Source organism: Variovorax sp. CF079 (assembly GCF_900101545.1).
Taxonomy (GTDB): Bacteria; Pseudomonadota; Gammaproteobacteria; order Burkholderiales; family Burkholderiaceae_C; genus Variovorax.
This window is the reverse complement of record NZ_FMZU01000014.1, coordinates 39,927-66,473: the sequence shown is the minus strand read 5'-3', so window position 1 is coordinate 66,473 and position 26,547 is coordinate 39,927. Positions and strand designations below refer to the sequence as shown.

The following is a 26,547-nucleotide window of genomic DNA, read 5'->3' as shown; positions in this document are numbered from 1 at the left end:
TAGGACAATCGTGGCCATGCAAGATCTCAACGACATGGTTTTCTTTGCCGAGGTGGCCGAGCGGGGCGGCTTTGCGGCGGCAGGCCGCGCGCTGGGCGTGCCGAAGTCGCGGCTGTCGCGCCGCGTGGCGGATCTCGAGGCGCGGCTGGGTGTGCAACTGCTTCAGCGCAGCACGCGGCGGCTCTCGCTGACGCCGGCCGGTGAGCTCTACCTGCGCCACAGCATCGCGATGCGCGACGCCGCCGAGGCGGCGGCCGAAGCCATCGCGCAGGTGCAGACCGAGCCGCGCGGCGTGGTGCGCATCAGCTGTCCGATCACGCTGGCGCAGAGCGGCATCGGGGTGCTGGTGGCGCAGTTCATCCTCCGCTATCCGGCGGTGCAGATCGAGATGCGCATCCTGAATCGGGCCGTCGACCTGATCGAGGAGGGCATCGACCTGGCGCTGCGCGTACGGCCGGTCATCGAGGACAGCACGACGCTGGTGGCCAAGCAGTTCGCCACTGCCCGGGGCTTGCTGGTGGCCAGCCCGGACCAGCTCCGGCGCCAGGGCCCGGTACGGACGGTGGATGAGCTGGGGCGCCTGGACACGGTCTCCCAGTCGGCCGCCGACGGGCGGGCCAGCTGGTGCCTGGAAGGCCCCGGCGGGGCGATGCACACGATGCAGCACACGCCGCGCTACCTGGCGGATGACCTGCTGACGCTGAAATTCGCGGTGGTGGAAGGCGTCGGCGCCAGCATGCTGCCCGACTACATGTGCAAGGAAGATCTCGAAGCGGGCCGCCTGGTCGAGGTGCTGCCCGGCTGGGGGCCGCCGCCGGGCATCCTGCATGCGGTCTTTCCTTCGCGCCGGGCGCTGGTGCCGGCGATTCGCCAGCTGATCGACTTCTTCGCCGAGCACATCGGCGCCGGGGGCTTCAGGCTCACGGTGTAAGAAGCTCTTATTCACCAAACGCCATATCGAAACAAGTAGATATTCGTTTGTCATCGAAGCGATGCTTTGCAGAATCGGCGCTCCCATCCATCCACGGAGCGACCATGGCGACCCTGCGACTCGGCGATACGGCCCCCAACTTCACGCCGTCCGGCCGTACCTGCGCCTGACGCCGCAGCCCAACAGATAAAGCGCTGCGTGACGAAGCCAACCATCATCATCGTTCCGGGCTGGCGCGACTCCGGCCCCGGCCACTGGCAAAGCCTGTGGGCGGAACGCATGCAGGGCGCGGTGCGGGTGCTGCAGGACGACTGGGTGACGCCGAAGCGCACAGCCTGGGTGGCCGCGCTCGAGAAGCTCGTGCTGGAAAGCCCGGGCCCGGTGGTGATCGCCGCGCACAGCCTGGGTTGCATCACGACCGCACACCTGTCCGAGGCGGCGGCCGCGCGTATCCGCGGGGCCCTGCTGGTGGCGCCGGCCGACCCGGAGCGCCGCGCCGTGCTGTCCGATTTCGCGCCCGTGCCCTACGCGAGGCTGCCGTACCGCAGCATCCTGGTGGCCAGCAGCAACGACCCTTATTGCCCGGTGCGCCTGGCCGGCGCCTATGCCCGCGCCTGGGGCAGCGAATTCGTTCGCATGCAGAATGCCGGCCACATCAACATCGATTCGGGGCATGGCGACTGGCCTTTGGGCCTGGCTCTGCTCCAATCGCTGACGGACGAGCCCACGCCCCTGATGGCCGGCCGTCCCCAACTCGAAGCAAGACCATGACCTCCAGAACCATCAAGACGATCCTCGGCGCCCTGGCGCTCGCCGCTGCCGGCGCGACCTCGGCCCAGACCCTGCTCAACGTGTCCTATGACGTGGCGCGCGAGTTCTACAAGGACTACAACGCCGCCTTCGTGGCGAACTACAAGAAGACCACGGGCAAGGAGGTCAAGATCGACCAGTCGCACGCCGGCTCCAGCGCACAGGCGCGTGCCGTGGCCGACGGGCTGGAGGCCGACGTGGTGACGATGAACACCAGCACCGACATCGAGTTCCTCGCCAACGCCGGCGTGGTCGCCAAGGACTGGGCCAAGCGCTTCCCGAACAATGCGGCACCCACCACGTCCACCATGCTGTTCCTGACGCGCAACGGCAACCCGAAGGGCATCAAGGACTGGGACGATCTCGTCAAGCCCGGCACCCAGGTCGTGATCGTGAACCCCAAGACCGGCGGCAACGGCCGCTATGCCTACCTGGCCGCCTGGGGCTACGTGAAGAAGAAGGGCGGCAGCGACGCGCAAGCGGCCGAGTTCGTCGGCAAGCTGTTCAAGAACGTGCCCATCCTCGCGCGCGGCGGCCGCGATGCGACCACCGCCTTCCTGCAGCGCAACATCGGCGACGTGCTGATCACCTTCGAATCGGAAGTGGTCTCCATCGACCGCGAGTTCGGCGCCGGCAAGGTCGATGCGGTGTACCCCTCGATCAGCATCCTGGCCGAGAACCCGGTGGCCGTGGTCGAGCGCACGGTGGTGAAGAAGGGCACCGGCGAACTGGCCAAGGCCTACCTCGACTACCTCTATTCGGACGAAGCGCAGGAAATCGCGGCCAAGCACGCGCTGCGCCCGCGCTCCGATGCGGTGCTCAAGAAGTACGCGGCGACCTTCAAGCCGCTGCAGCTCTTCACCGTGCAGGAGCTGTTCGGCAGCCTCAGCGAAGCGCAGAAGGTGCACTTCAACGACGGCGGGCAGTTCGACAAGCTCTATACGCCCGGCGGCAAATAAATGAGCGCCGCGCCGAACCGCTTCAAGCAAGCGAAAGCCCCCTCGGGGGGCAGCGATGACACGTTAGTGCAGAGCGTGGGGGCACGATGAGCGGTGCCATCTCTTCGGCGCTGCCGTCCGCGGCGGCGCCGCTTGCGCGTGCAGGGAACACGGGCGCCTCGCGGCGCGTGCTGCCGGGCTTTCACATCACGCTCGGCTTCTCGATCCTGTACCTGAGCCTGATCGTCCTGATCCCGTTGTCGGCGCTGGTCTTCAAGACCTTCACCCTGAGTTGGGAGCAGTTCTGGGTGGCGGTGACCGCGCCGCGCGTGATGGCCTCGTACCGGCTCACCTTCGGCGCCTCGCTGATCGCCGCGCTGGTCAACCTGGTGTTCGGCCTGCTCGTGGCCTGGGTGCTGGTGCGCTACAAGTTTCCCGGCAAGCGCATTGTCGATGCGCTCGTCGATCTGCCTTTTGCGCTGCCCACGGCCGTCGCCGGCATTTCGCTGACCGCGCTGCTCGCCGGCAACGGCTGGATCGGCCAGTTCCTCGAACCGATGGGCATCAAGCTGGCCTTCACGCCGGCCGGCGTGGTGATCGCGCTGATCTTCATCGGGCTGCCTTTCGTGGTGCGAACGGTGCAGCCGGTGCTGGAAGACACCGAGAAGGAACTCGAAGAGGCCGCGACCAGCCTTGGCGCGACACGGCTGCAGACCTTCACCAAGGTGATCCTGCCTTCGATCACGCCGGCGCTCCTGACCGGCTTCGCGATGGCCTTCGCACGTGCGATCGGCGAGTACGGCTCGGTGATCTTCATCGCCGGGAACATGCCGATGATTTCAGAGATCACGCCGCTGATCATCATCGGCAAGCTGGAGCAGTACGACTTCGCGGGCGCCACCGCGGTCGCGCTGGTGATGCTGGTCATTTCGTTCCTGCTGCTGCTGGTCATCAACGGCCTGCAGGCCTGGCAGCGCCGCAGGGGGGCATCGGCATGAGCGCGGCTTCATCGAGAACGATTCGCCGCGCGCAGGCCGGCACCACCGAATCGGCCTGGGTGCGCTGGACCCTGATCGGCCTGGCGCTGGCCTTCATGTTCCTGTTCCTCGTGCTGCCGCTGGCCGCTGTGGCGACCGAGGCGCTGCGCAAGGGCATCAACGCCTACATCGAAGCGCTCAAGGAACCCGATGCCTGGAGCGCGATCCGCCTCACCCTGATCACGGCCGCGATCGCGGTGCCGATGAACCTGGTCTTCGGCGTGGCGGCCGCGTGGGCCATCGCCAAGTTCGAGTTCCGGGGCAAGGCCTTTCTCACCACGCTGGTCGATTTGCCTTTTGCGGTCTCGCCGGTGGTCGCCGGCCTGATCTACGTGCTGATCTTCGGCGCGCAGGGCTGGTTCGGCCCGTGGCTCGCGGCACACGACGTCAAGGTCATCTTCGCGGTGCCCGGCATTGTGCTGGCCACCGTGTTCGTGACCTTTCCCTTCATCGCACGCGAACTCATTCCGCTGATGCAGGCGCAAGGCACCGACGAGGAGCAAGCCGCCATCGTGCTCGGCGCGACGGGCTGGCAGACCTTCTGGCGCGTGACGCTGCCCAACATCAAGTGGGGGCTGCTCTACGGCGTGATCCTTTGCAACGCGCGCGCCATGGGCGAGTTCGGCGCGGTGTCGGTGGTGTCGGGCCACATCCGCGGCCAGACCAACACCATGCCGCTGCACGTCGAAGTGCTCTACAACGAGTACCAGTCGGTCGCCGCCTTCGCGGTGGCCTCGCTGCTGGCCATCCTGGCGCTGGTCACGCTGGTGATCAAGTCGGTCATCGAATGGCGCCACGAACGCGAAATGAAGGCCATCGCCGAACTGCCGCCGGAACGGCCGCAACCCGCCGTCGCGGCCTGAGGAGAAAAGATCATGAGCATTGAAATCCGCAACGTCAGCAAACGCTTCGGCGACTTCCACGCCCTGCGCGACGTGAGCCTCGACGTCGATTCGGGCGAACTGGTCGCGCTGCTGGGCCCCTCGGGCTGCGGCAAGACCACCTTGCTGCGCATCATCGCGGGGCTGGAGACCGCCGATACCGGCAGCATCCTCTTTGCCGGCGAAGACACGACCGACGTGCATGTGCGCGAGCGCCAGGTCGGCTTCGTGTTCCAGCATTACGCGCTGTTCCGCCACATGACGGTGTTCGAGAACGTGGCCTTCGGCCTGCGCGTCAAGCCGCGCGGACTGCGCCCGAGCGAAACGCAGATCAAGACCAAGGTGCACGACCTGCTCAAGCTGGTGCAGCTCGACTGGCTGGCCGACCGCTATCCGTCGCAGCTCTCGGGCGGCCAGCGCCAGCGCATCGCGCTGGCCCGCGCGCTCGCGGTGGAGCCCAAGGTGCTGCTGCTCGACGAACCCTTCGGCGCACTCGACGCCAAGGTGCGCAAGGAGCTGCGCCGCTGGCTGCGCCGGCTGCACGACGAACTGCACGTCACCAGCATCTTCGTCACCCACGACCAGGAAGAAGCGCTCGAAGTGGCCGACCGCGTGGTGCTGATGAACAGCGGCCGCGTCGAGCAGGTCGGATCGCCGCAAGATGTGTGGGACCACCCGGCGAGCCCCTTCGTCTACGGCTTTCTCGGCGACGTCAACCTGTTCCACGGCCGCGCGCACGAGGGCGAGGTGCATGTCGAAGGCCTGCGCATCGATTCGCCCGAGCACCGCGAGCTGCGCAACGGCAGGGCGCTGGCCTATGTGCGGCCGCACGACCTCGACATCGAACGCTACACCCCGGGCGCCACCGGCATCGTCGCGACCTTGAGCCGCGCCATCGTGGTCGGCCCGATCGCGCGGCTGGAACTCGAACCGGTGGAATCGAATCCAGACAATCCTGGCTCCGGAACCATCATCGAAGCGCAACTCCCTGCGCAACAGTTCCGGGACCTGGCCCTTGCGGAAGGCGACACCGTCGTCGCCAGGCCGCGCAAGGCCAGGGTATTTGTCGAAGATTGGGTTTCTCCGTGATCGATTGGTATTTCGGCGCACCGCGCCGCGCTCTTGCGCTGATCTGCGCCGCCTGCGTGGCGATGCTCGCCTTCGGGCTCTACCTGCAGCACGTGGTCGGCCTCGAGCCGTGCCCGATGTGCATCGTGCAGCGCTATGCGCTGGTGCTGGTGGCGGTCTTCGCGGGGCTCGCGGCCGCCAGCCGCAGCCGGGGCCTGCAGCTCACGGGCGCGCTGCTGGGCCTGGTGATGGCGGTCGGCGGCGCCTACACGGCCGCGCGCCAGAGCTGGCTGCAATGGCATCCGCCGGAGGTCGTGTCCTGCGGGCGCGACCTCTACGGGATGATCGAGACCTTCCCGCTCAAGCGCGCGCTGCCGATGATCTTCCGCGGCGGCGGCGACTGCACGCAGATCGACTGGACCTTCCTGGGCCTGTCGATTGCGAACTGGTCCTTCATCGCGTTCACGGTCTTCGGGCTGCTGCTGCTGGTGCTGCTGTTTCGCCGCAGCGCTCAGAGCGGCAGTGTGTCGAAGGCTGCGTAAGAGGTCGCCAGCCAGCTCTTGACGCGCTGGCGCTCCAGCAGCCCGAGCGCGTGCTGGCCGTCGCGGTCGTTGACCGCCTTCCAGAAGCTGGTGTTGCGCCCATCGATCTTGCGCATGCTGGCCTCGTGCAGGCGCGGCAGCGCGATGACGCGGGCGCCGTGCGTGGTTGCCTTGCCGAGCGATTGCGAACCGAGCAGCAAGCCGAAGTCGCTGCCGCGGCCGTAGTTCTGCACCACGATGTAGTTCGGCCGGTTGCTGAAGGTGTCGACCAGCGCGCCGAGCAGGTCGCTCGAGTCCTTGCCGTCATCGAGCACGTGCCAGAAGTTGACGGTCACGCCGAGCTCGGCGAACACGTCGAACAGATCGGACTCCTTGATCCAGCGCGCCAGCGGCGCCAGCGTTTGCGCTGCGAGATCGACGATCACGCTCTGCTGCGGATTCGTCTCGAAGCCGTTCACGACCGTGTCGAGGCCTTCGTAGCTGTCCACCACCACCGGCGAGGCGAAGCCCTCGTAGAAGCGGGTGAAGGAGCTGTGCGAGCGATCGGTGTCGAAGCCGACGAAAGGCCGGCTGTGATCGATGAAGTACTGCGCCAAGACCCGTGCCGTGACGGATTTGCCGACACCGCCCTTTTCGCCGCCGATGAAATTGAGGGAGCTCATGAGGTTCCTGGGGATGGAGAAGTGCGAAGCATTCTAGGGGTCGTCGGGAGGGCGAGAGGGTTGGCTTATGGTTGACCGTGTGCTTGCACAATAAAATATGCAATCAATGATATGAGCACTATATTGGGCAAATCAGCTTGACCTTGGTGGCGAACATGCTCAATATGATGTGCATATATAATTTTTGCTCAATGAGTTGAACATGACGACTCTCGCCGAAGTCGGCAGCTTCCTGCGCCAGGCTCGAAAGGATCGCGCCATGACGGCCTCCGAACTCGCCCTGAAAGCAGGTGTCTCCAGAAACACCTTGGGTGCTCTGGAAGCGGGGCGGGGGAACGTGGAACTGAACACCTTGCTCGCCTTGCTCAAGAGCCTGGGCCTCGAACTCCAGTTCGTTCCGCAGGTGGTCGCGGACCTGACCCGGGCCGGCAGCGATACCAAATCCACCAGCCTGCAGGATGAAGTGAGCAGCTTGATGCCGAAACCGGCGAGGCGCGGCAGATGAGCGTCGTACGCTCGCTGCGGATCCGGCTGGGAAGAACGAACGTCGGATCGCTCTTCGGGCTCGACGACGGGCGGGTGTATTTCAGATTCGACGACGAATATGCGAAGAACCCGGCACGGCCGGTGCTGTCGCAGCTCTATGTCGTCGCGCCTGCGACCTCGGGCAGCGCCGAAAGAGTGGCCCAGGCGATCGCCGAGGCCGAAGCGGCCACGGTGGCTCAGCTGCTGGACCCGGCCCTGGACGTCAACCGCGGCGACGGCAATTTCGGGTTGCCGCCTTTCTTCCAGAATTTGCTTCCGGAAGGGCCGCTGCGCAAGCAATTGGTCGGCGACCTGGGCCTGGACGCGAATGACGAACTCGGTTTGCTGGCAGCCTGCGGCGGCGATCTGCCCGGCGACGTCTGGGCGGACGCCGAAACGCTCGACGAGGTCGCGCTCGGCCGGTTGATCGGCCAGAGCCGGGACAGCTACGAAATGAGCTCCGGGCAGGTGCCCACCCCCCAGCAGACCTCGATCTCGGGTGTGCAGCCGAAGGTGGCGCTGGTTCTGGGCGGCCCCGGGCGCTACGTGATGCGGTCCAAGCAATCGGACGAGCAGCATTTCATCGGCAAGCTGCCGACGGGCGAATACGACCGGCTTCCGCAAGTGGAGTACAGCTCGCTGACGCTGGCCGCTGCCGCCGGCGTGAACATCTGCGAATTCCGGCTGGAGCCCTTGTCCGCCATCGCCGACCAGTTGCCCTATGCGCTGCAAAAGGACGAGCGAAGTTTCCTGCTGGTCTCCAGGTTCGACCGCGACGTCGATACCGAAACCAGGCGCCTGCACATGGAGGACTTCGCCCAGGTCACGGGGACACCGTCGGAATACAAGTATTCGGGTACCTACGCGGCCATCGGCCTCCTGCTCAAGCGGCGCTCGGCCAAGGGCGAAGCCGACGTGGCGGAGCTGCTGCGCCGCATCAAGGTCTCGGAGCTGCTGGGCAACTATGACGCGCATCTGAAGAACTTCAGCCTCGTGTACTCGCCCGGCCAATCCAGGCCCGAGCTGTCCAAGGCCTATGACATCGTCGCCTACGGCGTGTACCTCAGCGGCTCGGGACATGGGCTGCCGTTCTTTCCAAACCAGACGCAGCGCACGCTGCTCACGCCCAAGACGCTGCGCGAGCTCGGAAACGCCTGGGACATCCCTGAAAAGCAACTGCGCGAGGTCGTCGCAAGCTGCGTCGAACAGGCGATGAAGACCTGGCCGAGCCTGTTGAAGGCGTTGCCGCTGTCTGCCGCACACCGAACGCGGCTGGCCGAATACATCCAGACCAACCCCAGCGTTGCGTCATGGCGCAAGCGCCATCCGAACGCCGAGTGGTTCGACTAGAAGCTCACTATCGCTGGATCATCGAGAAGAAGGGCACCAGACTGCCGAGCAGCCAGTTCTGGCTGAAGTCGAGCGCGGCTCGGCGGTACTTCTCGTCGGCCTGCGCGGCCATCAGATCGAGCCGCGCAACCACCTTCGAAAGCTCGCGATCGACCACCAGGTTGCGGCCGCGATCGCTGATCTCGGTGGCCAGCAGCAGGGGCTGGCCCTCGGGATTCGTCTTGGAGCTGATGAGCCAGAGCGAGATCTCGACGTTGCGCGCGGCGCGGTAGCTGTTTTCCGCGTTCACCGCGTCGAGCATGCTCTGCTCCCAGGTGCCGCCATTGGCCTGCTTGAGCATCGATGCCCATCCGACCACCAGCGCGGCCACGCGGTCGCCTTCGTAAGCCTTGGGTTTGGTTTCGAAAGCCAGCCGGATCGCATCGATGCCGGTGGCGCCTTGCAGGCCCGGCAGGGGACTTTCCTGCGAGATCGCGTCCCAGGTGCGCTGGATGGCGTCTTCCGCGCTCGCGGCCCATTTGCGCCATTCGCGCGGATTGCGGCGGTAGAGCGAGAGCTGCACGCGCCGGATCGACTGCAGGTTGTCGCGCAGCGCCAGGTTGGCGATGCGGTTGGCGCCGGACTGGAGCCACTCGTTGCCGGCATAGGGTTCGGCGCGCTCGGTCGTGCCGCAGGCGGCCAGGCCCATCAAGGCCACGGTGCTGCCCAGCAGCCATACACGAAGCCCGGCGCGGGGGGAAACGGGGAAATCGCTCATGGCTCGCACGTTATCATCGTCGCCTCGGGTGGCCGCCGGTCCTCGAGCTTCGGGCCGGCAAATTTCTCCTTGCAAATCAACACCTTGGCAAATAACCAGGCTTAAGGCCGACCAGTCGTGCGTCTCAATTCCATCAAGCTCTCCGGCTTCAAGTCCTTCGCCGAACCCACCAACTTCCTGCTGCCCGGCCAACTGGTGGGCGTCGTCGGCCCCAACGGCTGCGGCAAGTCGAACATCATGGATGCGGTGCGCTGGGTGCTCGGCGAATCGCGCGCCTCCGAACTGCGCGGCGAGTCGATGCAGGACGTGATCTTCAACGGCACCACCACGCGCAAGCAGGCCAGCCGTTCGAGCGTGGAACTGGTGTTCGACAACGCCGACCATCGCGCCGGCGGCCAGTGGGCGCAGTTCACCGAGATCGCGGTCAAGCGGGTGCTGACGCGCGACGGCAATTCGAGCTACTACATCAACAACCAGCCGGTGCGCCGGCGCGACGTGCAGGACGTGTTCCTCGGCACCGGCCTCGGCCCGCGCGCCTACGCGATCATCGGCCAGGGCACGATCAGCCGCATCATCGAATCCAAGCCCGAAGAGCTGCGGCTCTTTCTCGAAGAGGCCGCCGGCGTCTCCAAGTACAAGGAGCGCCGCCGCGAGACCGAGAACCGGCTCGGCGATACGCGCGAGAACCTCACGCGGGTCGAAGACATCCTGCGCGAACTCAACAGCAACCTCGAAAAGCTCGAGAAGCAGGCCGAAGTCGCCGCGCGCTACAACACGCTGCAAGGCGACGCCACGCGCAAGCAGCATCAACTGTGGTTCCTGAAGCGCAGCGAGAGCGAAGCCGATCAGGCCAAGGTCAAGGCCGACGCGGAAAAGGCGATCAACGACCTCGAATCGCGCTTGGCCGATCTGCGCCACATCGAGGCCGAGCTCGAAACCGTGCGCCAGGCGCACTACGCGGCCGGCGACCAGGTCAACCAGGCGCAGGGCAAGCTGTACGAAGCCAGCGCGGAGGTCGGCCGGCTCGAAGGCGAGATCCGCTTCGTGGTCGAGGGCCGCCAGCGGGTGGAGCAGCGGCTGGTCCAGTTGAGCGAGCAGATCGCGCAGTGGAACACGCGCCGCGAAGATGCCGAGGCGGAAATCGAAACCCTGGCCGGGCAGGGCGTGAACGCCGAGGAACAGGCCGAACTGCTGGCGGCGCAGCTCGAGGAACACGACGCACGCATGCCCGGCCTCGAAGAGGCGCAGCAGCGCGCACAGGGTGAAGCCAACGCCCAGCGCGCCAGCGTCGCGCAGGTTCAGCAGCAGATTCAGGTGCTGGCCGCCGACCAGCGCAACATCGAAGAACAAAGCCGCCAGCTCACGCAGCGCGCCGAACGCCTGCGCAGCGACCAGAACGCGCTCGCGGCGCCCGACGAAGCGCGGCTGCACGACCTGCAGGAGCAACTGGCGGCCGCGCAGGAGGCGTCCAGCGAAGCCGACGCGCGCCTGCACGAGCTGCAGGAAGCCGTTCCGCAGCTCGACGACGACCGCCGCACCCGCCAGCAGGCCGTCAATACCGAAGGCGCGCGCCATGCCGAACTCTCCGCGCGCCTCGAAGCGCTAAAGGCGCTGCAGGAAAAGGTCAAGACCGACGGCAAGCTCGCACCCTGGCTCGCGAAGCACGGCCTCGAAGGCTTGCAAGGCCTGTGGAGCCGCATCCACATCGAGCAAGGCTGGGAGAACGCGCTCGAAGCGGCGCTGCGCGAGCGTCTCGGCGCGCTCGAAGTCAGCCGGCTCGACATGGTCCGCGCCTTCGGCAGCGATGCGCCGCCGGCCAAGCTGGCCTTCTACAGCCCGCCGGCTGCCGGTGCGCCGCAGGGCCAGAGCGCGCTGCCGCGTCTGTCGGATCTGCTGCGCCTGAGCGATGCGGGCCAGCAGGCCTTGCTGACCGACTGGCTGCATGGCTGCCTGACGGCGCAAACGCTCGAAGAGGCCTTGGCGCAGCGCGACAAGCTGCAGCCCGGCGAGGCGATCTACGTCAGGAGCGGCCACGCGGTCACCGCGCACAGCGTGAGCTTCTATGCCCAGGACTCCGAGCAGGCCGGCCTGCTGGCCCGCCAGCAGGAGATGGAGAACCTCGATCGCCAGCTGCGCGCCCAGACCCTGATCGCCGAAGAGGCGCGCACCGCGCTGGCGCGTGCCGAAGCGGCTTACGGCGATGCGGCTTCGCGGCTCGTCACGGCGCGCCGCGAAGCGGCCGAAACGCAGTCGCGCGCGCACGAGCTCCAGGTCGAAACGCTGCGGCTCTCGCAGCTGGCCGAGCAGACGCGCGCACGCAGCGAGCAGCTTTCCAACGATCTCGGCGAAGTCGAGGCCCAGCTCGAAGACCTGCAGGAAAAGCGCGTGAACGCGGAGGCGCGCTTCGAAGAGCTCGACATGCAGCTCGCCGACAGCCAGGAGCGCCACGCGCAGCTCGACGAGCGCGTGATCGAGGCCGGCCGTGCGCTCACCGCGAGCCGCGAGCAGCACCGCAGCCTGGAGCGCCAGGCGCAGGAAGCGACCTTCGCCCAGCGCACTCTCGAAGCGCGCCGCGCCGAACTCAATCGCGCGATCGAAACCGCGACGCAGCAGACCGTCTCGCTGGCGGAGGAAGACGAGCGCGCGCGCGCCGAATTGGGTCGCTTGTCCGACGCGGCCGCGCAGGCGGGCCTGCAGGACGCGCTGGCGCTCAAGCTCGAACGCGAAACCGCGCTCGGCGCCGCGCGCAGCCAGTACGACGACCTCACCCTCAAACTGCGCGCGAGCGACGAGCGCCGCCTGCAGCTCGAACGCGAGCTCGACCCGCTGCGCCAGCGCATCACCGAGTTCCAGCTGAAGGAGCAGGCCGCGCGGCTCGGCTTCGAGCAGTACCAGCAGCTGCTGACCGATGCCGAGGCCGACCTCGAAGCGATCGCGCTGTCGATCGAAACCGACAAGGTGCGGCTCACCGGCCTGCAAAGCGAAATCGATCGCCTCAACCGCGAGGTGGCTTCGCTCGGCGCCGTCAACCTCGCCGCGCTCGACGAACTCGCGGTGGCCAGCGAACGCAAGACTTTCCTCGACGCGCAGTCGGCCGACCTGAACGAGGCGATCGGCACGCTGGAGGACGCGATCCGCAAGATCGACGCCGAAACGCGCGAATTGCTCGGCGGCACCTTCAAGATCGTCAACGAGCACTTCAGTCGCATGTTCCCGGAGCTCTTCGGCGGCGGCAATGCCAAGCTCATGATGACCGGCGACGAGATCCTCGATTCCGGCGTGCAGGTGATGGCGCAGCCGCCCGGCAAGAAGAACCAGACCATCCACCTGCTCTCGGGCGGCGAGAAGGCGCTCACCGCCATCGCACTGGTGTTCGCGATCTTCCAGCTCAACCCGGCCCCCTTCTGCCTCTTGGACGAAGTGGACGCGCCGCTGGACGACGCCAACACCGAACGCTATGCCAAACTCGTGACCGCCATGAGCCGCGAAACCCAGTTCCTCTTCATCAGCCACAACAAGATCGCGATGGAGATGGCCGAACAACTGATCGGCGTGACCATGCAGGAGCAGGGTGTTTCGCGCATCGTGGCGGTCGACATGGAATCCGCCGTGTCGATGGTCGAAGCAGCCTAGACGTACAGCGTCGATGAGCAGCCTCACCGTCGCCCTTGCGATCCTCGGCGGCCTCGTACTGGCGGCCGTGGTCGGCTACAACACATGGATGTCGCGCCGCAATGCGCCGCGGCAGCCCGATGCGCCGCAGGACAGCGCGCCGCCCGAGACCGCGCCTGCGCCGGTCACGCGCGACGAAGAGCCCGTCCTGCACATCGATCCGCACCAGAAGCTGGGCAGCGAACGCCACGAGCCGCTGTTCGACCCCGACCTGCCGGCGCCCAGTGCGTTGCCGGTGCCGACGGCCGAACGCCGCGGCGGCCTCGATCCGCTGATCGACGTGATCGCGCCGATCTCCCTCGACGGCCTGGCCTCCGGCGACGCGGCGATCGCCGGCATGCCGGCCACGCGGCGCGCCGGCAGCAAGCCGGTCGCGATCGAAGGCCTCAACGAGCACACCGGCGAATGGGAGCCCGCGGCACCCGGCCAGCGCTACGGCGCTTTTCAGGCCGGCGTGCAGCTGGCCAACCGCACCGGTGCGCTCAACGAGATCGAGTACTCCGAATTCGTCGTCAAGGCGCAGGCCTTCGCCGATGCGGTGAACGGCGCGCCCGAGTTTCCGGAGATGCTGGACGAGGTGGCGCGCGCCCGCGAGCTCGACCAGTTCGCGAGTTCGCACGACGCGCAGCTGAGCTTCGTGCTGCGCGCGCTGCACGCGGCCTGGAGCCCGGGCTATGTGCAGCAGAACGCGGCGCGGCTGGGCTTCGTGGCCGGCATCATTCCGGGCCGGATGGTGCTGCCCGCGGGCGAAGTGGGGTTGCCGCCGATCCTCGGCCTGTCCTTCGACACCCAGGCCGCGCTGGCCGACGATCCGGCGCAGTCGGCCATCCGCGAACTCACGCTGAGCCTCGACGTGCCGCAAGTCGACCGCGCCGAGCGGCCCTTCGAACGCATGCGCGAAACCGCCGCCACGCTGGCGCGCGAGATGGACGGCATCGTGACCGACAGCGACGGCCAGCCCTTGCGCGAAGACACCATGGACGTGATCGGCGCCGATCTCCAGCAGCTCTACGACACGCTCGATTCACGCGATCTCTCGGCCGGCTCGCCCCTGGCGCGCCGTTTATTCTCGTGAAGTTGACTATTCTTTCTTCCGCCAGGAATACCGCGGAACCGGCTTTGCCGGGCCGCTGGTATTGCCCCCGGCGAGGGGGTGGGCGGCCACACGAAGTGGGCAAGCCTGGGGGTGAGCTGTGACCACGCGCGAAGACGCGGCTCGCGAAGCCGCTGCACTGGGCGAGCAGCTGCGCCGCCACGCCCACCTCTACTACGTGCTCGACGCGCCCGAGTTGCCGGACGCCGAGTACGACAAGCTGTTCCAGCGCCTGCAGGCACTGGAAGCCGAGCATCCCGAGCTGCGCACGCCCGATTCGCCGACGCAGCGCGTCGGCGGCAAGGTGCTCGAGGGCTTCGCCAAGGTCCGCCACAAGGTGCCGATGCTGTCGATCCGCACCGAGACCGACATCACGCCGGGCGGCGCCAGCGCCTTCGATGCGCGCGTGCGCAAGGAGCTCGGCCTGGCCGAAGACGGGCCGCAGGTCGAGTACGTCTGCGAACTCAAGTTCGACGGGCTGGCCGTCAACCTGCGCTACGAGCAAGGCGTGCTGGTGCAGGCGGCGACGCGCGGCGACGGCGAGATCGGCGAGGACGTCACGCAGAGCATCCGCACGGTGCAGCAGATTCCGCTGCGCCTACATGGCGATGCCCCGCCGGTGGTGGAGGTGCGCGGCGAGGTCTACATGCGGCGCGACGATTTCGAGGCGCTCAACGAGCGCCAGCGCGAGAAGATCGCCGCCGGCCAGAAGAACGAGAAGGTGTTCGTGAATCCGCGCAATGCCGCGGCCGGCGCCGTGCGCCAGCTGGATCCGGCGATCGCGGCAAGCCGGCCGCTGAGCTTTTTTGCCTATGGTCTTGGCGAGGTCTCTTCGCCCGAGCAGGGCGGGCCCGACTGCGCGACGCAGTTCGACTGGCTGCAGCAGTTCCACGCCTGGGGTTTTCCCATCGGCGCGCAGACGCAGCGCGCCCGCGGCGCCATCGAGCTGATCGCCTTCCACGAGACCATCGCCCGCCAGCGTGACGCGCTGCCCTACGACATCGACGGCGTGGTCTACAAGGTCGACAGCCTCGAGCTGCAGCGGCGGCTCGGCTTCGTCTCGCGCGAGCCGCGCTGGGCCGTCGCGCACAAGTACCCGGCGCAGGAGCAATTGACCGAGGTGCTCGGCATCGAGGTGCAGGTCGGCCGCACCGGCAAGCTCACGCCGGTGGCCAAGCTGGCGCCTGTGTTCGTGGGCGGTGTCACCGTGACGAATGCGACCTTGCACAACGAGGACGAGGCGCGGCGCAAGGACGTGCGGGTGGGCGACACCGTCATCGTGCGGCGCGCCGGCGACGTGATTCCCGAGGTGGTCGGCGTGCTGCCCGAGAGCGCGGCCCGGCCGGCGGAACAGCGCGGGCCCGTGTTCACCATGCCTCGCAGGTGCCCGGTCTGCGGTTCCGACGCGCTGCGCGAGGAGGGCGAGGTCGACTACCGCTGCACCGGCGGCCTCTTCTGCGCTGCGCAGCGCAAGGAGGCGATCCTGCATTTCGCGGCGCGGCGCGCGCTCGACATCGAAGGCCTGGGCGACAAGCTGGTCGAGCAGCTGGTGGACGCCAACCTGATCCGCACGCTGCCCGATCTCTACAAGCTCGGCTTCACCACGCTGGCCGGCCTGGATCGCATGGCCGACAAGTCGGCGAAGAACCTCGTCGATGCGCTGGAGGCATCGAAGAAGACCACGCTGCCGCGCTTCCTGTTCGGCCTCGGCATCCGGCACATCGGCGAAAGCACAGCCAAGGACCTGGCCAAGCACTTCGGCAAGCTGGATGCGATCATGGACGCGACCGAGGAACAGCTGCTGGAGGTCAACGACGTGGGGCCCGTGGTCGCCAAGAGCCTGCGCACCTTCTTCGACCAGGCGCACAACCGCGAAGTGGTCGAACAGCTGCGTGCCTGCGGCCTGAGCTGGGAAGAGGGCGAGCCGGCCGCGCGCGCGCCCAAGCCTCTCGCGGGCAAGACCTTCGTGATCACTGGCACGCTTCCTACGCTCAGCCGCGACGAAGCGAAGGACAAACTGGAGACGGCCGGCGCCAAGGTGGCCGGGTCCGTCAGCAAGAAGACCGATTACCTCGTCGCCGGCGCGGAGGCCGGCAGCAAGCTCGACAAGGCGCTCGAGCTGGGCGTGGCCGTGATTGACGAGGCGCGACTGCTCGAAATTCTGGAGAATGGCCTGTGACCGGGCCGGCTGCTTTACCGGGCGTTACGCGACTTCATACAAACGCAGTCAACAAGGCCTACAACCGGACGTTGAACAAGGGTGCCGACCAGGAGTCCATCATGAACAGAATTCGTCTACTCGGAACTTGCCTCGCCCTCGGCGGAGTGGCCCTGCTCGGCGGCTGCGTCGCTTACCCGGCGGGCTCCTACGGCTATTCCGAACCCTACTACGTGGATCCGGGCCCGGCCGTCGTCCAGCCGAACGTGTACATCGACGGCACCTACTATTCGCGGCCTCGCTATCCCTACTATGGCCGTCCCGGCTACTACGACTACGGGCCGCGCCACGGCTATGCGCATCCGGTCCCGGTCCCGGTCCCGGTTCCGCGTCCAGGATTCGGCCCGCGGCCTGGTGCAGGTGTGCGGCCTGATGCGGGTGCGCGGCCCGGCGGCGGCGTGGCCGGCAACATCGTCCCGGTTCCGCCCGGCCGCTCGCCGCGCGAGATCAATCAGATGCTGACCTCGCCGGATTCCCGCAACCAGACGCCGCCCTGAGCTCATTCGCGGCCGCGGTGGCGATAATTGCCTCATGACGGTACGCGAGATTCTCAAGATGGGTGACCCGAGGCTGCTGCGCATCGCGCAGCCGGTTGCCGCATTCGACACCGACGAACTGCACCTGCTGGTGCGCGACATGTTCGAGACCATGCACGCCGTCAACGGCGCCGGCCTCGCGGCGCCGCAGATCGGCGTCGATCAGCAGTTGGTGATCTTCGGCACCGACACCATCAATCCGCGCTACCCGGACGCGCCGATCGTGCCGCGCACGGTGCTCGTCAACCCGATGATCACGCCGGTCGGCGACGAGGAAGAGGAGGGCTGGGAAGGCTGCCTCTCGGTGCCGGGCCTGCGCGGCGTGGTACCGCGTTTCGCCACCATCCGCTACACCGGCTTCGACTCCTACGGCGATCCCATCGATCGCACGGTGAGTGGCTTCCACGCCCGGGTGGTGCAGCACGAGGTGGATCACCTGCTGGGCAAGCTCTACCCGATGCGGGTGCGCGATTTCTCGCGCTTCGGCTACACCGAGGTTCTGTTCCCGGGCCTCGATGCGGCCGAAGACGACTAACCCCGCCCTTAGTCGCCCTTAGTTGTACTTGCCGCCTGTGCCGCCGATGCTGAAACGGCCGGCGCCCAGGAAGGCGACTGCCAGCGCGCCGAACAGGTACATGCCCTGCAGCTCGAGCGCCCAGCCACCTTGCTTGTTGAGCAAGCCGAGCTCCTTCATGTGCACCAGCCAGATCGCCACCAGCATGTTGATGACCATGATCCATGCCGCGGGACGCGTGTACAGGCCGATGATCAGCAGCACCGGCGCAACGATCTCGCCGATGTAGACCAGGTAGGCCAATGCGCCCGGCAGACCATGCGAGGCCAGCGTGCTGGACAAGAAGCCCACCCCACCGTTGATCTTGGCGATGCCGTGGAGCAGGATCAGGATGCCAAGTGCCAGGCGCAGAACGAGTTTGCCGGTGTCGTCGGAACGGATCATGTCGAAGCCTTTCTGTTGTTAAAAAACAGGGCGATTGTGGTCGATAAAATTCGTCCCGGCGCCGCTCGGCGGCGGGTTTGCGCGGCCCGCTCAAGCTGCGAGCGCTTCGAGCAACTCGGTTTCGATCGCGAGTTGCGCCCGCTGTCCCTGCAGTTCCGAGCCGCTGATCAGGAAGGTGTCTTCCACGCGCTCGCCCAGGGTCGTGACCTTGGCCAGCTGCAGGTTCAGGTGATGGCGTGCCAGCACGCGCGCCACCGAATACAAGAGGCCCGCGCGATCGCTGGCCGAGATGCTGAGCAGCCAGCGCTGCGCCTTGTCGTCGGGCAGCAGGCTGATGCGCGGCTTGATCGGGAAGCTGCGCACCCGGCGCGATACGCGGCCCTTGCTCGGCGGGGGCAAGGGGCCGGCCTCGTCGAGCGTCTTGGCCAGGCCGGTCTCCACCATGTTGATCAGGTCGCGATAGTGCTCGGGGATGAAGGTGGTGACAACCTGGAAGGTGTCGAGCCCGTAGCCGTTGGTGGCGGTGTGCACCTTGGCGTCGAGGATGCTGAAGGAAGACTGGTCGAAGTAGCCGCAGATGCGCGCGAACAGGTCCGGCTGGTCGGGGGTGTAGACCACCACCTGCAAGCCCTCGCCCACCGGCGAGAGCCGCGCGCGAACGACGGCCGGCGTTTGCGGGTCGACCGGCACGTCCTTGTGCGGCACATGGCGCGACAACTGCATGGTGTGCCAGGCGATCTCGGATGCGTCGTGCCGCATGAAGTAGCCGACGTCGAGCGTCTCCCACAGCGCCTTGTGCGCCTCGAAAGGCTGCGCATGCAGCGCGAGCTGCACCAGCGCCTCGCGCTTGCGCGCCTCGACCTCGGCGCCGGGGTCGGGCATGCGGCCGCCCAGCGCGCGCAGCGTCGAGCGGTAGAGGTCCTCGAGCAGCTTGCCTTTCCAGGCGTTCCACACGCGCGGCGAGGTGCCGCGGATGTCGGCGATGGTGAGCAGGTAGAGGGCGGTCAGGTAGCGTTCGTTGCCGACGCGCTTGGCGAAGTCGCCGATCACCTTCGGATCGCTCAGGTCCTGCTTCTGCGCGACCTGGCTCATCACCAGGTGCTCGGCCACCAGGAATTCGATCAGCTTGGCGTCCTCGCGCGCGATCTCGTGCTGGCGGCAGAAGCGGCGCACGTCGCGCGCGCCCAGCTCCGAATGGTCGCCGCCGCGGCCCTTGGCGATGTCGTGGAACAGGGCCGCGACATACAGGATCCAGGGCTTGTCCCAGCCGGCCGCAAGCTGCGAGCAGAACGGGTATTCGTGCGCATGCTCGACGATGAAGAAGCGCCGCACGTTGCGCAGCACCATCAGGATGTGCTGGTCGACCGTGTAGACGTGGAACAGGTCGTGCTGCATCTGCCCGACGATGCTGCGGAACACGCGCAGGTAGCGCCCCAGCACCGAGGTCTGGTTCATGAGCCTGAACGCGTGCGTGATGCCGCGCGGCTCCAGCAGCATGCGCATGAAGGTCACGTGGTTCACGCGGTCGTTGCGGAACTTGCTGTCCATCGCGTGGCGCGCGTTATAGAGCGCGCGCAGCGTGCGGGCCGAAAGGCCGTTGACGCCGATGGTCTTCTGGTAGAGCAGGAAGGTCTCGAGGATCGCGTGCGGGTCCTTGAGGTACAGGTCGTCGCTCGCCACCTCGATCAGCCCGGCCCGCTCGAAGAAGCGCTCGTTGATCCGCGTCGCCTCTTCGGCCTGCGGCTGCAGCCGCTCGGCGATGTTGAGCAGGAGGATCTGGTTGAGCTGCGTGACCGCCTTGGCCGCCCAGTAGTAGCGGCGCATCAGCGCCTCGCTGGACTTGCGCTGCGACTCGCCGACGTAGCCGAAGGTGGCGGCGACGGCGGTCTGCAGGTCGAACACCAGCCGGTCCTCGCGCCGGTTGGCGGTCACGTGCAGGCGCGCGCGGATCAGGCTCAGGAGCGCCTCGTTGCGCTTGATCTGCTGCACCTCGAAGGCCGTGGCCAGGCCGTTCTTCGCCAAGTCGTCCCAGCGCTTGCCGAAGCCGGCGGCCTTGGTCATCCAGAGGATGGTCTGCAGATCCCGCAGGCCGCCGGGCGATTCCTTGCAGTTGGGCTCGAGCGCGTAGGGCGTGTTGTCGAACTTCTGGTGCCGATGCCGCATCTCCTGCGACTTGGCGGCGAAGAAGGCCTGCGGGTCGATGGCGGCGACGAAGCGCTTCCGGAAGCCCGCATACAGCTTCTTGTCGCCGGCGATGAGGCGGGATTCGAGCAGCGAGGTCTGGACCGTGACATCCTTCGCGGCCTCGGCCAGGCACTCGTCGATCGTGCGCACGCTGGAGCCGATCTCGAGCCCGGTGTCCCAGCACTGGCCAATGAAGGCCTCGATCCGCGCCGGCTCGATGGCCATCGCGTGGTCCTGCGGCAGCAGCAGCAGCACGTCGACGTCGGAATAGGGGAACAGCTCGCTCCGGCCGAAGCCGCCGACCGCGACCAGCGCGAACTGGCTGCCGAAGCCGGCATCGGCCCACAGCGCGTTGAGCGCCTCGTCGGCCAGGGCGGCCAACTGGCGCAGCACGGTGTGGACGCTGCGCGTGGGCGCGCGCGCGCAGCGCAGCTGGTCGAACAGCGCCAGCTTGTGCGTGCGGTAGGCGTCGCGCAACGATGGAATGTCCACCATGGCTGCCCTCAGAGGCCGGGCCGGCGTCAAGCCGCGGCGTTGACGAAAGCAGGAGGCGGCGGGCTGCCGGCCGAGAGCGTGAGCACCTCGTAACCGGTCTCGGTGACCAGCACGGTGTGCTCCCACTGTGCCGACAGCGAGTGGTCGCGCGTGACGATGGTCCAGCCGTCGTACTGGCCGCCGCGGGCGTCTTCCTTGATGTCGCGCTTGCCGGCGTTGATCATCGGTTCGATGGTGAAGGTCATGCCGGGCTTGAGTTCGTCCAGCGTGCCGGGCTTGCCGTAGTGCAGCACCTGCGGCTCTTCATGGAAGCCACGGCCGATGCCGTGGCCGCAGAACTCGCGCACCACCGAGAAACCGTTGCTTTCGGCGAAGCGCTGGATCGCCCAGCCGATGTCGCCCAGGTGCACGCCAGGCTTCACCTTGACGATGCCGTGCCACATCGCGTCGTAGGTGAAGGCGCACAGCCGCTTGGCTGCGATCGAGGCGTCGCCGACCACGAACATGCGGCTGGTGTCGCCGTGCCAGCCGTCCTTGATGACAGTGATGTCGCAGTTGACGATGTCGCCCTTCTTCAGCGGCTTGTCGTTCGGGATGCCATGGCACACCACGTGGTTGACCGAGGTGCAGATGGACTTGGGGTAGGGCACGCTGCTCGCGCCCATGTAGTTCAGCGGGGCCGGAATCCCGCCCTGGACCTGCGTGATGTAGTCGTGCGCGAGCTTGTCGATCTCGTTGGTGGTCACGCCGGGTTTGACGTGCGGGGTCAGGTAGTCCAGCACCTCGGAGGCGAGGCGGCACGCCACGCGCATGCCGGCCACGCCCTCGGCGTCTTTGTAGGTAATGCTCATCCCGGAATTATCCCATTCACCCCGCTAAAATTCAGGGGTGGCGCGGATGGCCCCAGTCAGCGGCCGCCGTCTCCTTCTCTTGATTCTCAAACGCGGCCGCCCGGCCGATCCGACCGTGACGTTGCCCGTGAACCCGCCTTCCCATCCCGTCGCCCCGGTGGTGACCTTCTTCGAGGGCGGCAGCGCACTCAGCGAATTCAGGGCGCGGCAGCTGTTGCCCCGCCTTTCGTCCGTCGAGCCGCGAATCGAAGGCATTTCCGCCCGTTTCGTGCACCTGGTCGTGACGGATGCGGCACTCGAGCACGCCGAGCGCGACCGCTTCGCCGCGCTGCTGGGCTATGGCGAACCCTTCGTGGCGCCTCCCAAGGCCGGGCCGAGCGTCGTCGTCACGCCGCGCCTGGGCACCGTGTCGCCCTGGGCCTCCAAGGCGACCGACATCGCCCACAACTGCGGCCTGGCACTGCGTCGGGTCGAGCGCGTGACCCAGTACCACCTGGCGCTGAAGGCGCCGCTGCTGGGCAAGGCACCCACGCTGGAAGGCGACAAGCTCGCCGCGGTTGCCGCACTTCTGCACGACCGCATGACCGAATCGGTGCTGGCCGAGCTCGACCAGGCCGCCAGCCTGTTCGCCGAGCTGCCGGCCCAGCCGATGGCGCACGTCGACGTGCAGGCGGGCGGCCGCGCCGCGCTCGTCGCGGCCAACACGCAGTTCGGCCTCGCGCTGGCCGAGGACGAGATCGATTACCTGGTCGAGGCCTTCACCCGGCTCGGCCGCAATCCGAGCGACGTCGAACTCATGATGTTCGCGCAGGCCAACAGCGAGCACTGCCGCCACAAGATCTTCAATGCCGACTTCATCGTCGACGGCGTGGCGCAGCCGCAGAGCCTGTTCTCGATGATTCGCCACACCGAGCGCCAGAACCCGCAGCACACGGTGGTGGCTTACGCCGACAACGCGTCGATCATGGAAGGCACGCAGGTCGAGCGCTTCGTCGCCGGCTCGGCCTCGGGCAGCTATCAGAAGCAAAGCGCCCAGAGCCACGTGTTGATGAAGGTCGAGACGCACAACCATCCGACCGCGATCTCGCCTTTTCCGGGCGCCTCGACCGGCGCCGGCGGCGAGATCCGCGACGAGGGCGCGACAGGCCGCGGCTCCAAGCCCAAGGCCGGGCTGACCGGCTTCACGGTGTCGAAGCTCTGGCCCGAAGAGGGCAGCTACGGCAAGCCGGCGCACATCGCAAGCCCGCTGCAGATCATGACCGAGGGCCCGCTGGGCGGCGCCGCCTTCAACAACGAGTTCGGCCGACCCAACCTCCTGGGCTACTTCCGCGAGTACGAGCAGGCGATCGAGAGCGACGCCGACACCGTGCAGCGCGGCTACCACAAGCCGATCATGATCGCGGGCGGCCTCGGCAGCATCGACGCGACGCAGACGAAGAAGATCCCGTTCCCCGCGGGCTCGCTGCTGATCCAGCTCGGCGGCCCCGGCATGCGCATCGGCATGGGCGGCAGCGCGGCGAGTTCGATGGCTACCGGCGCCAACGCGGCCGAGCTGGACTTCGACTCGGTGCAGCGCGGCAACCCGGAGATCGAGCGCCGCGCGCAGGAAGTCATCAACCATTGCTGGCAGCAGGGCGCCGCGAACCCGATCCTCGCGATCCATGATGTGGGCGCGGGCGGCCTGAGCAATGCCTTCCCCGAGCTCACCAACGATGCGGGCCGCGGCGCGCGCTTCGACCTGCATGCGGTGCCGCTCGAGGAGTCGGGCATGGCGCCCAAGGAAATCTGGTGTAACGAGAGCCAGGAGCGCTATGTGCTGGCAATCGCACCGGAATCGCTCGTGCAGTTCCGCGCGTTCTGCGAACGGGAGCGCTGCCCCTTCGCGGTGGTGGGTGTGGCGACGGAAGAAAGGCAGCTGCTGGTCGCCGACGAATCCGTCGAGGCGCAACCCGTCGACATGCCCATGGACGTGCTTCTGGGCAAGCCGCCCAAGATGCTGCGCGACGTCAAGTCGGTCGCGCGCCGCTTCAAACCGCTCGACCTCAACGGTGTCGAGCTGCAGAAGGCCGCCATCGATGTGTTGTCGCACCCCACGGTGGCTTCGAAGCGCTTCCTCGTCACCATCGGCGACCGCACCGTCGGTGGCCTGAGCCACCGCGACCAGATGGTCGGCCCCTGGCAGGTGCCGGTGGCCGACTGCGCCGTGACCCTGGCCGATTACCAGGGCTTCGCCGGCGAGGCCATGAGCATGGGCGAGCGCACGCCGCTCGCGGCCATCGACGCGCCGGCCTCGGGCCGCATGGCGGTAGGGGAGGCCATCACCAACCTGCTGGCCGCGCCGATCGAACTCTCTCGCGTCAAGCTTTCCGCCAACTGGATGGCGGCCTGCGGCGAGCCCGGCGAGGATGTGGCGCTGTACGAAACCGTCAAGGCGGTGGGCCTCGAACTGTGCCCGGCGCTCGGCGTCTCGATCCCGGTCGGCAAGGATTCGCTGTCGATGCGCACCCAGTGGCAGGACGACGGTGTGCCGAAAAAGGTGACTTCGCCCGTGAGCCTGATCGTGAGCGCCTTCGCCACGCTGGCCGACATGCGCGGCACGCTCACGCCGCAGCTCGACGCCACCGAGCCCGACACCACGCTGGTCTTGATCGACCTCGGCCGCGGCAAGCAGCGCATGGCCGGCAGCATCCTGGCGCAGACGCTGGCGCAGAGCGGCGACACGGTGCCCGATCTCGACGATCCGCAAGACCTGGTCAAGCTGGTGGCGGCAGTGAACGCGCTGCGCGCCGAGGGCAAGATCCTCGCGATGCACGACCGCAGCGACGGCGGCCTGTTCGCCGCGGCCTGCGAGATGGCCTTTGCCGGCCATGTGGGTGTGGCGCTCAACGTCGACCTGCTCGTGACCGAGGGCGACGGCATCAGCGACAGCCGTGCCGAGTACGGTGATGCCAAGAACTGGGCCGGCCAGGTCAGCGCGCGGCGCGAAGAGCTCACGCTCAAGGCGCTCTTCAACGAAGAGCTCGGCATGCTGCTGCAGGTGCGCACCGCCGAGCGCAACGAGGTCATGCAGACCTTGCGTGCGCACGGCCTCAGCGCCCACAGCCACTTCGTCGGCAAGACCCGACCCGCCGCTTCGACCATGGACGCGGGCAAGGGCAAGCTCGAGGTCTGGCGCGATGCCAAGGCCGTCTTCAGCGCCAGCCTGCACGACCTGCACCAGGTGTGGGACGCCGTCAGCTGGAAGATCTGCCGCGAGCGCGACAATCCGGCCTGCGCCGATGCCGAGCATGCGGCCGCCGGCGAGCCGCAGGACCCGGGCGCCCATGTGCTGCTGGCGCCGGGCGCCGAAGAGAACGTGGCCGCGCCCTTCCTGAACCTGGCGCGTCCCAGGGTCGCGATCCTGCGCGAGCAGGGCGTCAACTCGCATGTCGAGATGGCCTACGCCTTCAACGAGGCCGGCTTCGAGTCCTTCGACGTCCACATGACCGACCTGCAGGCGGGCAGGGCAGACCTGGCCGATTTCAAGGGCGTGGTGGCCTGCGGCGGCTTCAGCTACGGCGACACGCTGGGGGCAGGCATCGGCTGGGCGCGCAGCATCACCTTCAACCCGAAGCTGGCCGAGCAGTTCAAGAGCTTCTTCGGACGCGGCGATACCTTCGGCCTCGGCGTGTGCAACGGCTGCCAGATGTTCGCCGAGTTGGCCGACATCATCCCGGGCGCGGAGGCCTGGCCGCGCTTCACCACCAACCAGAGCGAGCGTTTCGAGGCGCGCTTGTCGATGGTCGAGGTGCTCGAATCGCCGAGCCTGTTCTTCGCCGGCATGGCCGGCAGCCGGCTGCCGATCGCGGTCGCGCATGGCGAGGGCTATGCCAACTTCAAGCATCGCGGCGATGCCGCCCGCGCCATCGCCGCGATGCGCTTCGTCGACAACCACGGCCAGCCGACCGAGCGCTATCCCTTCAATCCCAATGGCAGCGCCGGCGGGCTGACCTCGGTGACCACCGGCGACGGCCGCTTCACCGCGCTGATGCCGCATCCGGAACGCGTGTTCCGCAACATCCAGATGAGCTGGACTTCGGGTGACAAGAGTGCGCTGAGCCCCTGGATGCGCATCTGGCGCAATGCCCGTAAATGGGTTGGCTGAGGACGCCGACGCCATGAAAAAAGCGGCCCGCGGGCCGCTTTTTCGTTGGAGCACGCAGGCCGGTGTTACTCGACCTTTGCCTTGGCGCGCAGTTCTTCCTGGTACTTCTGCAAACGCTGCTGCTGCAGCTGCTGCACGATCTGCGGCTTGACCTCTTCGATCTTCGGCAGCTGGGCCTGGCGGATGTCGTCGACACGGATGATGTGATAGCCGAACTGCGACTTGACCGGGGCCGACGTGGTCTCGCCCTTCTTGAGCTTGATCATCGCTTCCGAGAACTCGGGCACGAAGCTCGCCGGCGCGGCCCAGTCGAGGTCGCCGCCGTTGGCGCCCGATCCCGGGTCCTTGCTCTGCTTCTTGGCGATGTCCTCGAACTTCTGGCCCTTCTTGAGGTCGGCCAGGATCTTCTGCGCCTGCTCTTCCTTCTCGACCAGGATGTGGCGGGCCTTGTATTCCTTGCCGCCGTTGGCCGCGACGAACTTGTCGTACTCGGCCTGCACGTCGGCGTCCGACACCGCGTTGGTCTTGCGATAGTTTTCGAACAGCTGGCGGATCAGGATGGCCTGGCGCGCGAGTTCGAGCTGGTTCTTGTAGTCGTCGGTGGCGTCCAGGCCCTGCTTTTGCGCTTCCTGCATGAAGATCTCGCGGGCCACCACTTCTTCGCGCAGCTGGCCCTGCATTTCCGGCGTGACCGGACGGCCGGCGGCCGCGAGTTGCTGGGCCAGCACGTCCATGCGCGCCTTGGGCACCGGCTTGCCGTTGACGATGGCCGCGTTCTGGGCGAATGCGGCGGGAATGGCGCCCAGAAGGGCAGCGGCTGCGACGGCCTGCAGGAGTTGTTTCTTCATAAGGGGAGGGTACTTTTGCCGCCCTGGCGGGCGGGAATCAAAGCGCT

Annotated in this window: 21 protein-coding genes; 15 read left to right on the top strand and 6 right to left on the bottom strand. The window is 67.2% G+C overall.

Annotated elements, in window-relative coordinates; translation table 11 throughout:
- Positions 1 to 16: 16 nt before the first annotated feature.
- The 7 genes from BLS74_RS19310 to BLS74_RS19280 all read left to right on the top strand — a co-directional run bounded on the left by BLS74_RS19310 (position 17) and on the right by BLS74_RS19280 (position 6,207).
- Complete coding sequence (locus BLS74_RS19310; protein ID WP_093108768.1) at positions 17 to 931, top strand: LysR family transcriptional regulator; 915 nt, start codon at positions 17 to 19, stop codon at positions 929 to 931.
- Positions 932 to 1,129: 198 nt separating this feature from the next.
- Positions 1,130 to 1,702 (top strand): RBBP9/YdeN family alpha/beta hydrolase, encoded by a 573-nt coding sequence (locus BLS74_RS19305; RefSeq protein WP_093108767.1) that lies wholly within the window; start codon positions 1,130 to 1,132, stop codon positions 1,700 to 1,702.
- On the top strand, positions 1,699 to 2,700 hold the full coding sequence (locus tag BLS74_RS19300; protein WP_093108766.1) for a sulfate ABC transporter substrate-binding protein: 1,002 nt from the start codon (positions 1,699 to 1,701) through the stop codon (positions 2,698 to 2,700). Before BLS74_RS19305 ends, BLS74_RS19300 begins: the two co-directional genes overlap by 4 nt.
- An 86-nt stretch (positions 2,701 to 2,786) precedes the next feature.
- The gene (gene cysT, locus BLS74_RS19295) at positions 2,787 to 3,677 is read left to right on the top strand and encodes a sulfate ABC transporter permease subunit CysT (RefSeq protein ID WP_093108765.1); all 891 of its coding nucleotides are present in this window, start codon (positions 2,787 to 2,789) and stop codon (positions 3,675 to 3,677) included.
- A complete protein-coding gene (gene cysW, locus BLS74_RS19290; RefSeq protein ID WP_093108764.1) occupies positions 3,674 to 4,579 on the top strand; it encodes a sulfate ABC transporter permease subunit CysW in 906 nt (301 codons plus the stop codon). The genes cysT and cysW overlap by 4 nt, the downstream gene beginning before the upstream one ends.
- A 12-nt stretch (positions 4,580 to 4,591) precedes the next feature.
- Positions 4,592 to 5,686, top strand: a complete 1,095-nt coding sequence (locus BLS74_RS19285; protein ID WP_093108763.1) for a sulfate/molybdate ABC transporter ATP-binding protein — start codon at positions 4,592 to 4,594, stop codon at positions 5,684 to 5,686.
- On the top strand, positions 5,683 to 6,207 hold the full coding sequence (locus tag BLS74_RS19280) for a disulfide bond formation protein B (RefSeq protein ID WP_093108762.1): 525 nt from the start codon (positions 5,683 to 5,685) through the stop codon (positions 6,205 to 6,207). Before BLS74_RS19285 ends, BLS74_RS19280 begins: the two co-directional genes overlap by 4 nt.
- Here the strand turns inward: BLS74_RS19280 and BLS74_RS19275 are convergent.
- Complete coding sequence (locus BLS74_RS19275) at positions 6,177 to 6,869, bottom strand: P-loop NTPase family protein (RefSeq protein WP_093108761.1); 693 nt, start codon at positions 6,867 to 6,869, stop codon at positions 6,177 to 6,179. The genes BLS74_RS19280 and BLS74_RS19275 overlap by 31 nt on opposite strands.
- A 202-nt stretch (positions 6,870 to 7,071) precedes the next feature.
- Between BLS74_RS19275 and BLS74_RS19270 the strand changes: the two genes are divergently transcribed.
- Both BLS74_RS19270 and BLS74_RS19265 read left to right on the top strand, forming a co-directional pair.
- Entirely contained in the window at positions 7,072 to 7,374 is a 303-nt protein-coding gene (locus BLS74_RS19270; RefSeq protein ID WP_093108760.1) for a helix-turn-helix transcriptional regulator, read from the top strand.
- On the top strand, positions 7,371 to 8,744 hold the full coding sequence (locus BLS74_RS19265) for a type II toxin-antitoxin system HipA family toxin (RefSeq protein WP_093108759.1): 1,374 nt from the start codon (positions 7,371 to 7,373) through the stop codon (positions 8,742 to 8,744). Before BLS74_RS19270 ends, BLS74_RS19265 begins: the two co-directional genes overlap by 4 nt.
- Positions 8,745 to 8,751: 7 nt before the next feature.
- On the opposite strand, the gene BLS74_RS19260 is transcribed toward BLS74_RS19265, so the two are convergent.
- Entirely contained in the window at positions 8,752 to 9,501 is a 750-nt protein-coding gene (locus BLS74_RS19260) for a hypothetical protein (RefSeq protein ID WP_093108758.1), read from the bottom strand.
- A gap of 117 nt (positions 9,502 to 9,618) precedes the next feature.
- On the opposite strand from BLS74_RS19260, the gene smc reads away from it, so the two are divergent.
- The 5 genes from smc (at position 9,619) to def (ending at position 17,555) form a co-directional block, all read left to right on the top strand.
- Positions 9,619 to 13,134 (top strand): chromosome segregation protein SMC, encoded by a 3,516-nt coding sequence (smc, locus tag BLS74_RS19255; protein ID WP_093108757.1) that lies wholly within the window; start codon positions 9,619 to 9,621, stop codon positions 13,132 to 13,134.
- 13 nt (positions 13,135 to 13,147) lie between these two features.
- The gene (locus tag BLS74_RS19250) at positions 13,148 to 14,248 is read left to right on the top strand and encodes a cell division protein ZipA C-terminal FtsZ-binding domain-containing protein (RefSeq protein WP_093108756.1); all 1,101 of its coding nucleotides are present in this window, start codon (positions 13,148 to 13,150) and stop codon (positions 14,246 to 14,248) included.
- A 118-nt stretch (positions 14,249 to 14,366) separates the two neighbouring features.
- Positions 14,367 to 16,445 (top strand): NAD-dependent DNA ligase LigA, encoded by a 2,079-nt coding sequence (gene ligA / locus BLS74_RS19245; protein WP_093108755.1) that lies wholly within the window; start codon positions 14,367 to 14,369, stop codon positions 16,443 to 16,445.
- A 101-nt stretch (positions 16,446 to 16,546) separates the two neighbouring features.
- Positions 16,547 to 16,981, top strand: a complete 435-nt coding sequence (locus BLS74_RS19240) for a hypothetical protein (protein WP_093108898.1) — start codon at positions 16,547 to 16,549, stop codon at positions 16,979 to 16,981.
- Between the two features lie 34 nt (positions 16,982 to 17,015).
- Positions 17,016 to 17,555, top strand: coding sequence for a peptide deformylase (def, locus tag BLS74_RS19235; protein WP_093108754.1), 540 nt, complete (start codon positions 17,016 to 17,018; stop codon positions 17,553 to 17,555).
- Positions 17,556 to 17,573: 18 nt separating this feature from the next.
- On the opposite strand, the gene BLS74_RS19230 is transcribed toward def, so the two are convergent.
- The 3 genes from BLS74_RS19230 to map form a co-directional block, all read right to left on the bottom strand.
- A complete protein-coding gene (locus BLS74_RS19230) occupies positions 17,574 to 17,978 on the bottom strand; it encodes a DoxX family protein (RefSeq protein WP_093108753.1) in 405 nt (134 codons plus the stop codon).
- 90 nt (positions 17,979 to 18,068) lie between these two features.
- Positions 18,069 to 20,657 carry a [protein-PII] uridylyltransferase gene (locus BLS74_RS19225; RefSeq protein WP_093108752.1) on the bottom strand — a complete coding sequence of 863 codons (2,589 nt, stop codon included), beginning with the start codon at positions 20,655 to 20,657 and terminating at the stop codon, positions 18,069 to 18,071.
- Between the two features lie 26 nt (positions 20,658 to 20,683).
- Positions 20,684 to 21,508 (bottom strand): type I methionyl aminopeptidase, encoded by an 825-nt coding sequence (gene map, locus BLS74_RS19220; protein WP_093108751.1) that lies wholly within the window; start codon positions 21,506 to 21,508, stop codon positions 20,684 to 20,686.
- Positions 21,509 to 21,635: 127 nt separating this feature from the next.
- On the opposite strand from map, the gene purL reads away from it, so the two are divergent.
- Entirely contained in the window at positions 21,636 to 25,652 is a 4,017-nt protein-coding gene (gene purL, locus BLS74_RS19215) for a phosphoribosylformylglycinamidine synthase (RefSeq protein WP_244503936.1), read from the top strand.
- A 65-nt stretch (positions 25,653 to 25,717) separates the two neighbouring features.
- Here purL and BLS74_RS19210 read toward each other — a convergent pair whose 3' ends face one another.
- Positions 25,718 to 26,500: a peptidylprolyl isomerase gene (locus BLS74_RS19210; RefSeq protein WP_093108749.1), complete on the bottom strand. Its 783-nt coding sequence runs from the start codon at positions 26,498 to 26,500 to the stop codon at positions 25,718 to 25,720.
- Positions 26,501 to 26,547 lie beyond the last annotated feature (47 nt).

Bases quoted from the DNA above. Each gene is read 5' to 3' on its own strand.
- BLS74_RS19310 (WP_093108768.1), top strand. From the start codon at position 17: ATGCAAGATCTCAACGACATGGTTTTCTTTGCCGAGGTGGCCGAGCGG.
- BLS74_RS19300 (WP_093108766.1), top strand. From the start codon at position 1,699: ATGACCTCCAGAACCATCAAGACGATCCTCGGCGCCCTGGCGCTCGCC.
- cysT (WP_093108765.1), top strand. From the start codon at position 2,787: ATGAGCGGTGCCATCTCTTCGGCGCTGCCGTCCGCGGCGGCGCCGCTT.
- cysW (WP_093108764.1), top strand. From the start codon at position 3,674: ATGAGCGCGGCTTCATCGAGAACGATTCGCCGCGCGCAGGCCGGCACC.
- BLS74_RS19285 (WP_093108763.1), top strand. From the start codon at position 4,592: ATGAGCATTGAAATCCGCAACGTCAGCAAACGCTTCGGCGACTTCCAC.
- BLS74_RS19275 (WP_093108761.1), bottom strand. From the start codon at position 6,869: ATGAGCTCCCTCAATTTCATCGGCGGCGAAAAGGGCGGTGTCGGCAAA.
- BLS74_RS19270 (WP_093108760.1), top strand. From the start codon at position 7,072: ATGACGACTCTCGCCGAAGTCGGCAGCTTCCTGCGCCAGGCTCGAAAG.
- BLS74_RS19265 (WP_093108759.1), top strand. From the start codon at position 7,371: ATGAGCGTCGTACGCTCGCTGCGGATCCGGCTGGGAAGAACGAACGTC.
- BLS74_RS19260 (WP_093108758.1), bottom strand. From the start codon at position 9,501: ATGAGCGATTTCCCCGTTTCCCCCCGCGCCGGGCTTCGTGTATGGCTG.
- BLS74_RS19250 (WP_093108756.1), top strand. From the start codon at position 13,148: ATGAGCAGCCTCACCGTCGCCCTTGCGATCCTCGGCGGCCTCGTACTG.
- BLS74_RS19240 (WP_093108898.1), top strand. From the start codon at position 16,547: ATGAACAGAATTCGTCTACTCGGAACTTGCCTCGCCCTCGGCGGAGTG.
- def (WP_093108754.1), top strand. From the start codon at position 17,016: ATGACGGTACGCGAGATTCTCAAGATGGGTGACCCGAGGCTGCTGCGC.
- BLS74_RS19230 (WP_093108753.1), bottom strand. From the start codon at position 17,978: ATGATCCGTTCCGACGACACCGGCAAACTCGTTCTGCGCCTGGCACTT.
- BLS74_RS19225 (WP_093108752.1), bottom strand. From the start codon at position 20,657: ATGGTGGACATTCCATCGTTGCGCGACGCCTACCGCACGCACAAGCTG.
- map (WP_093108751.1), bottom strand. From the start codon at position 21,508: ATGAGCATTACCTACAAAGACGCCGAGGGCGTGGCCGGCATGCGCGTG.
- BLS74_RS19210 (WP_093108749.1), bottom strand. From the start codon at position 26,500: ATGAAGAAACAACTCCTGCAGGCCGTCGCAGCCGCTGCCCTTCTGGGC.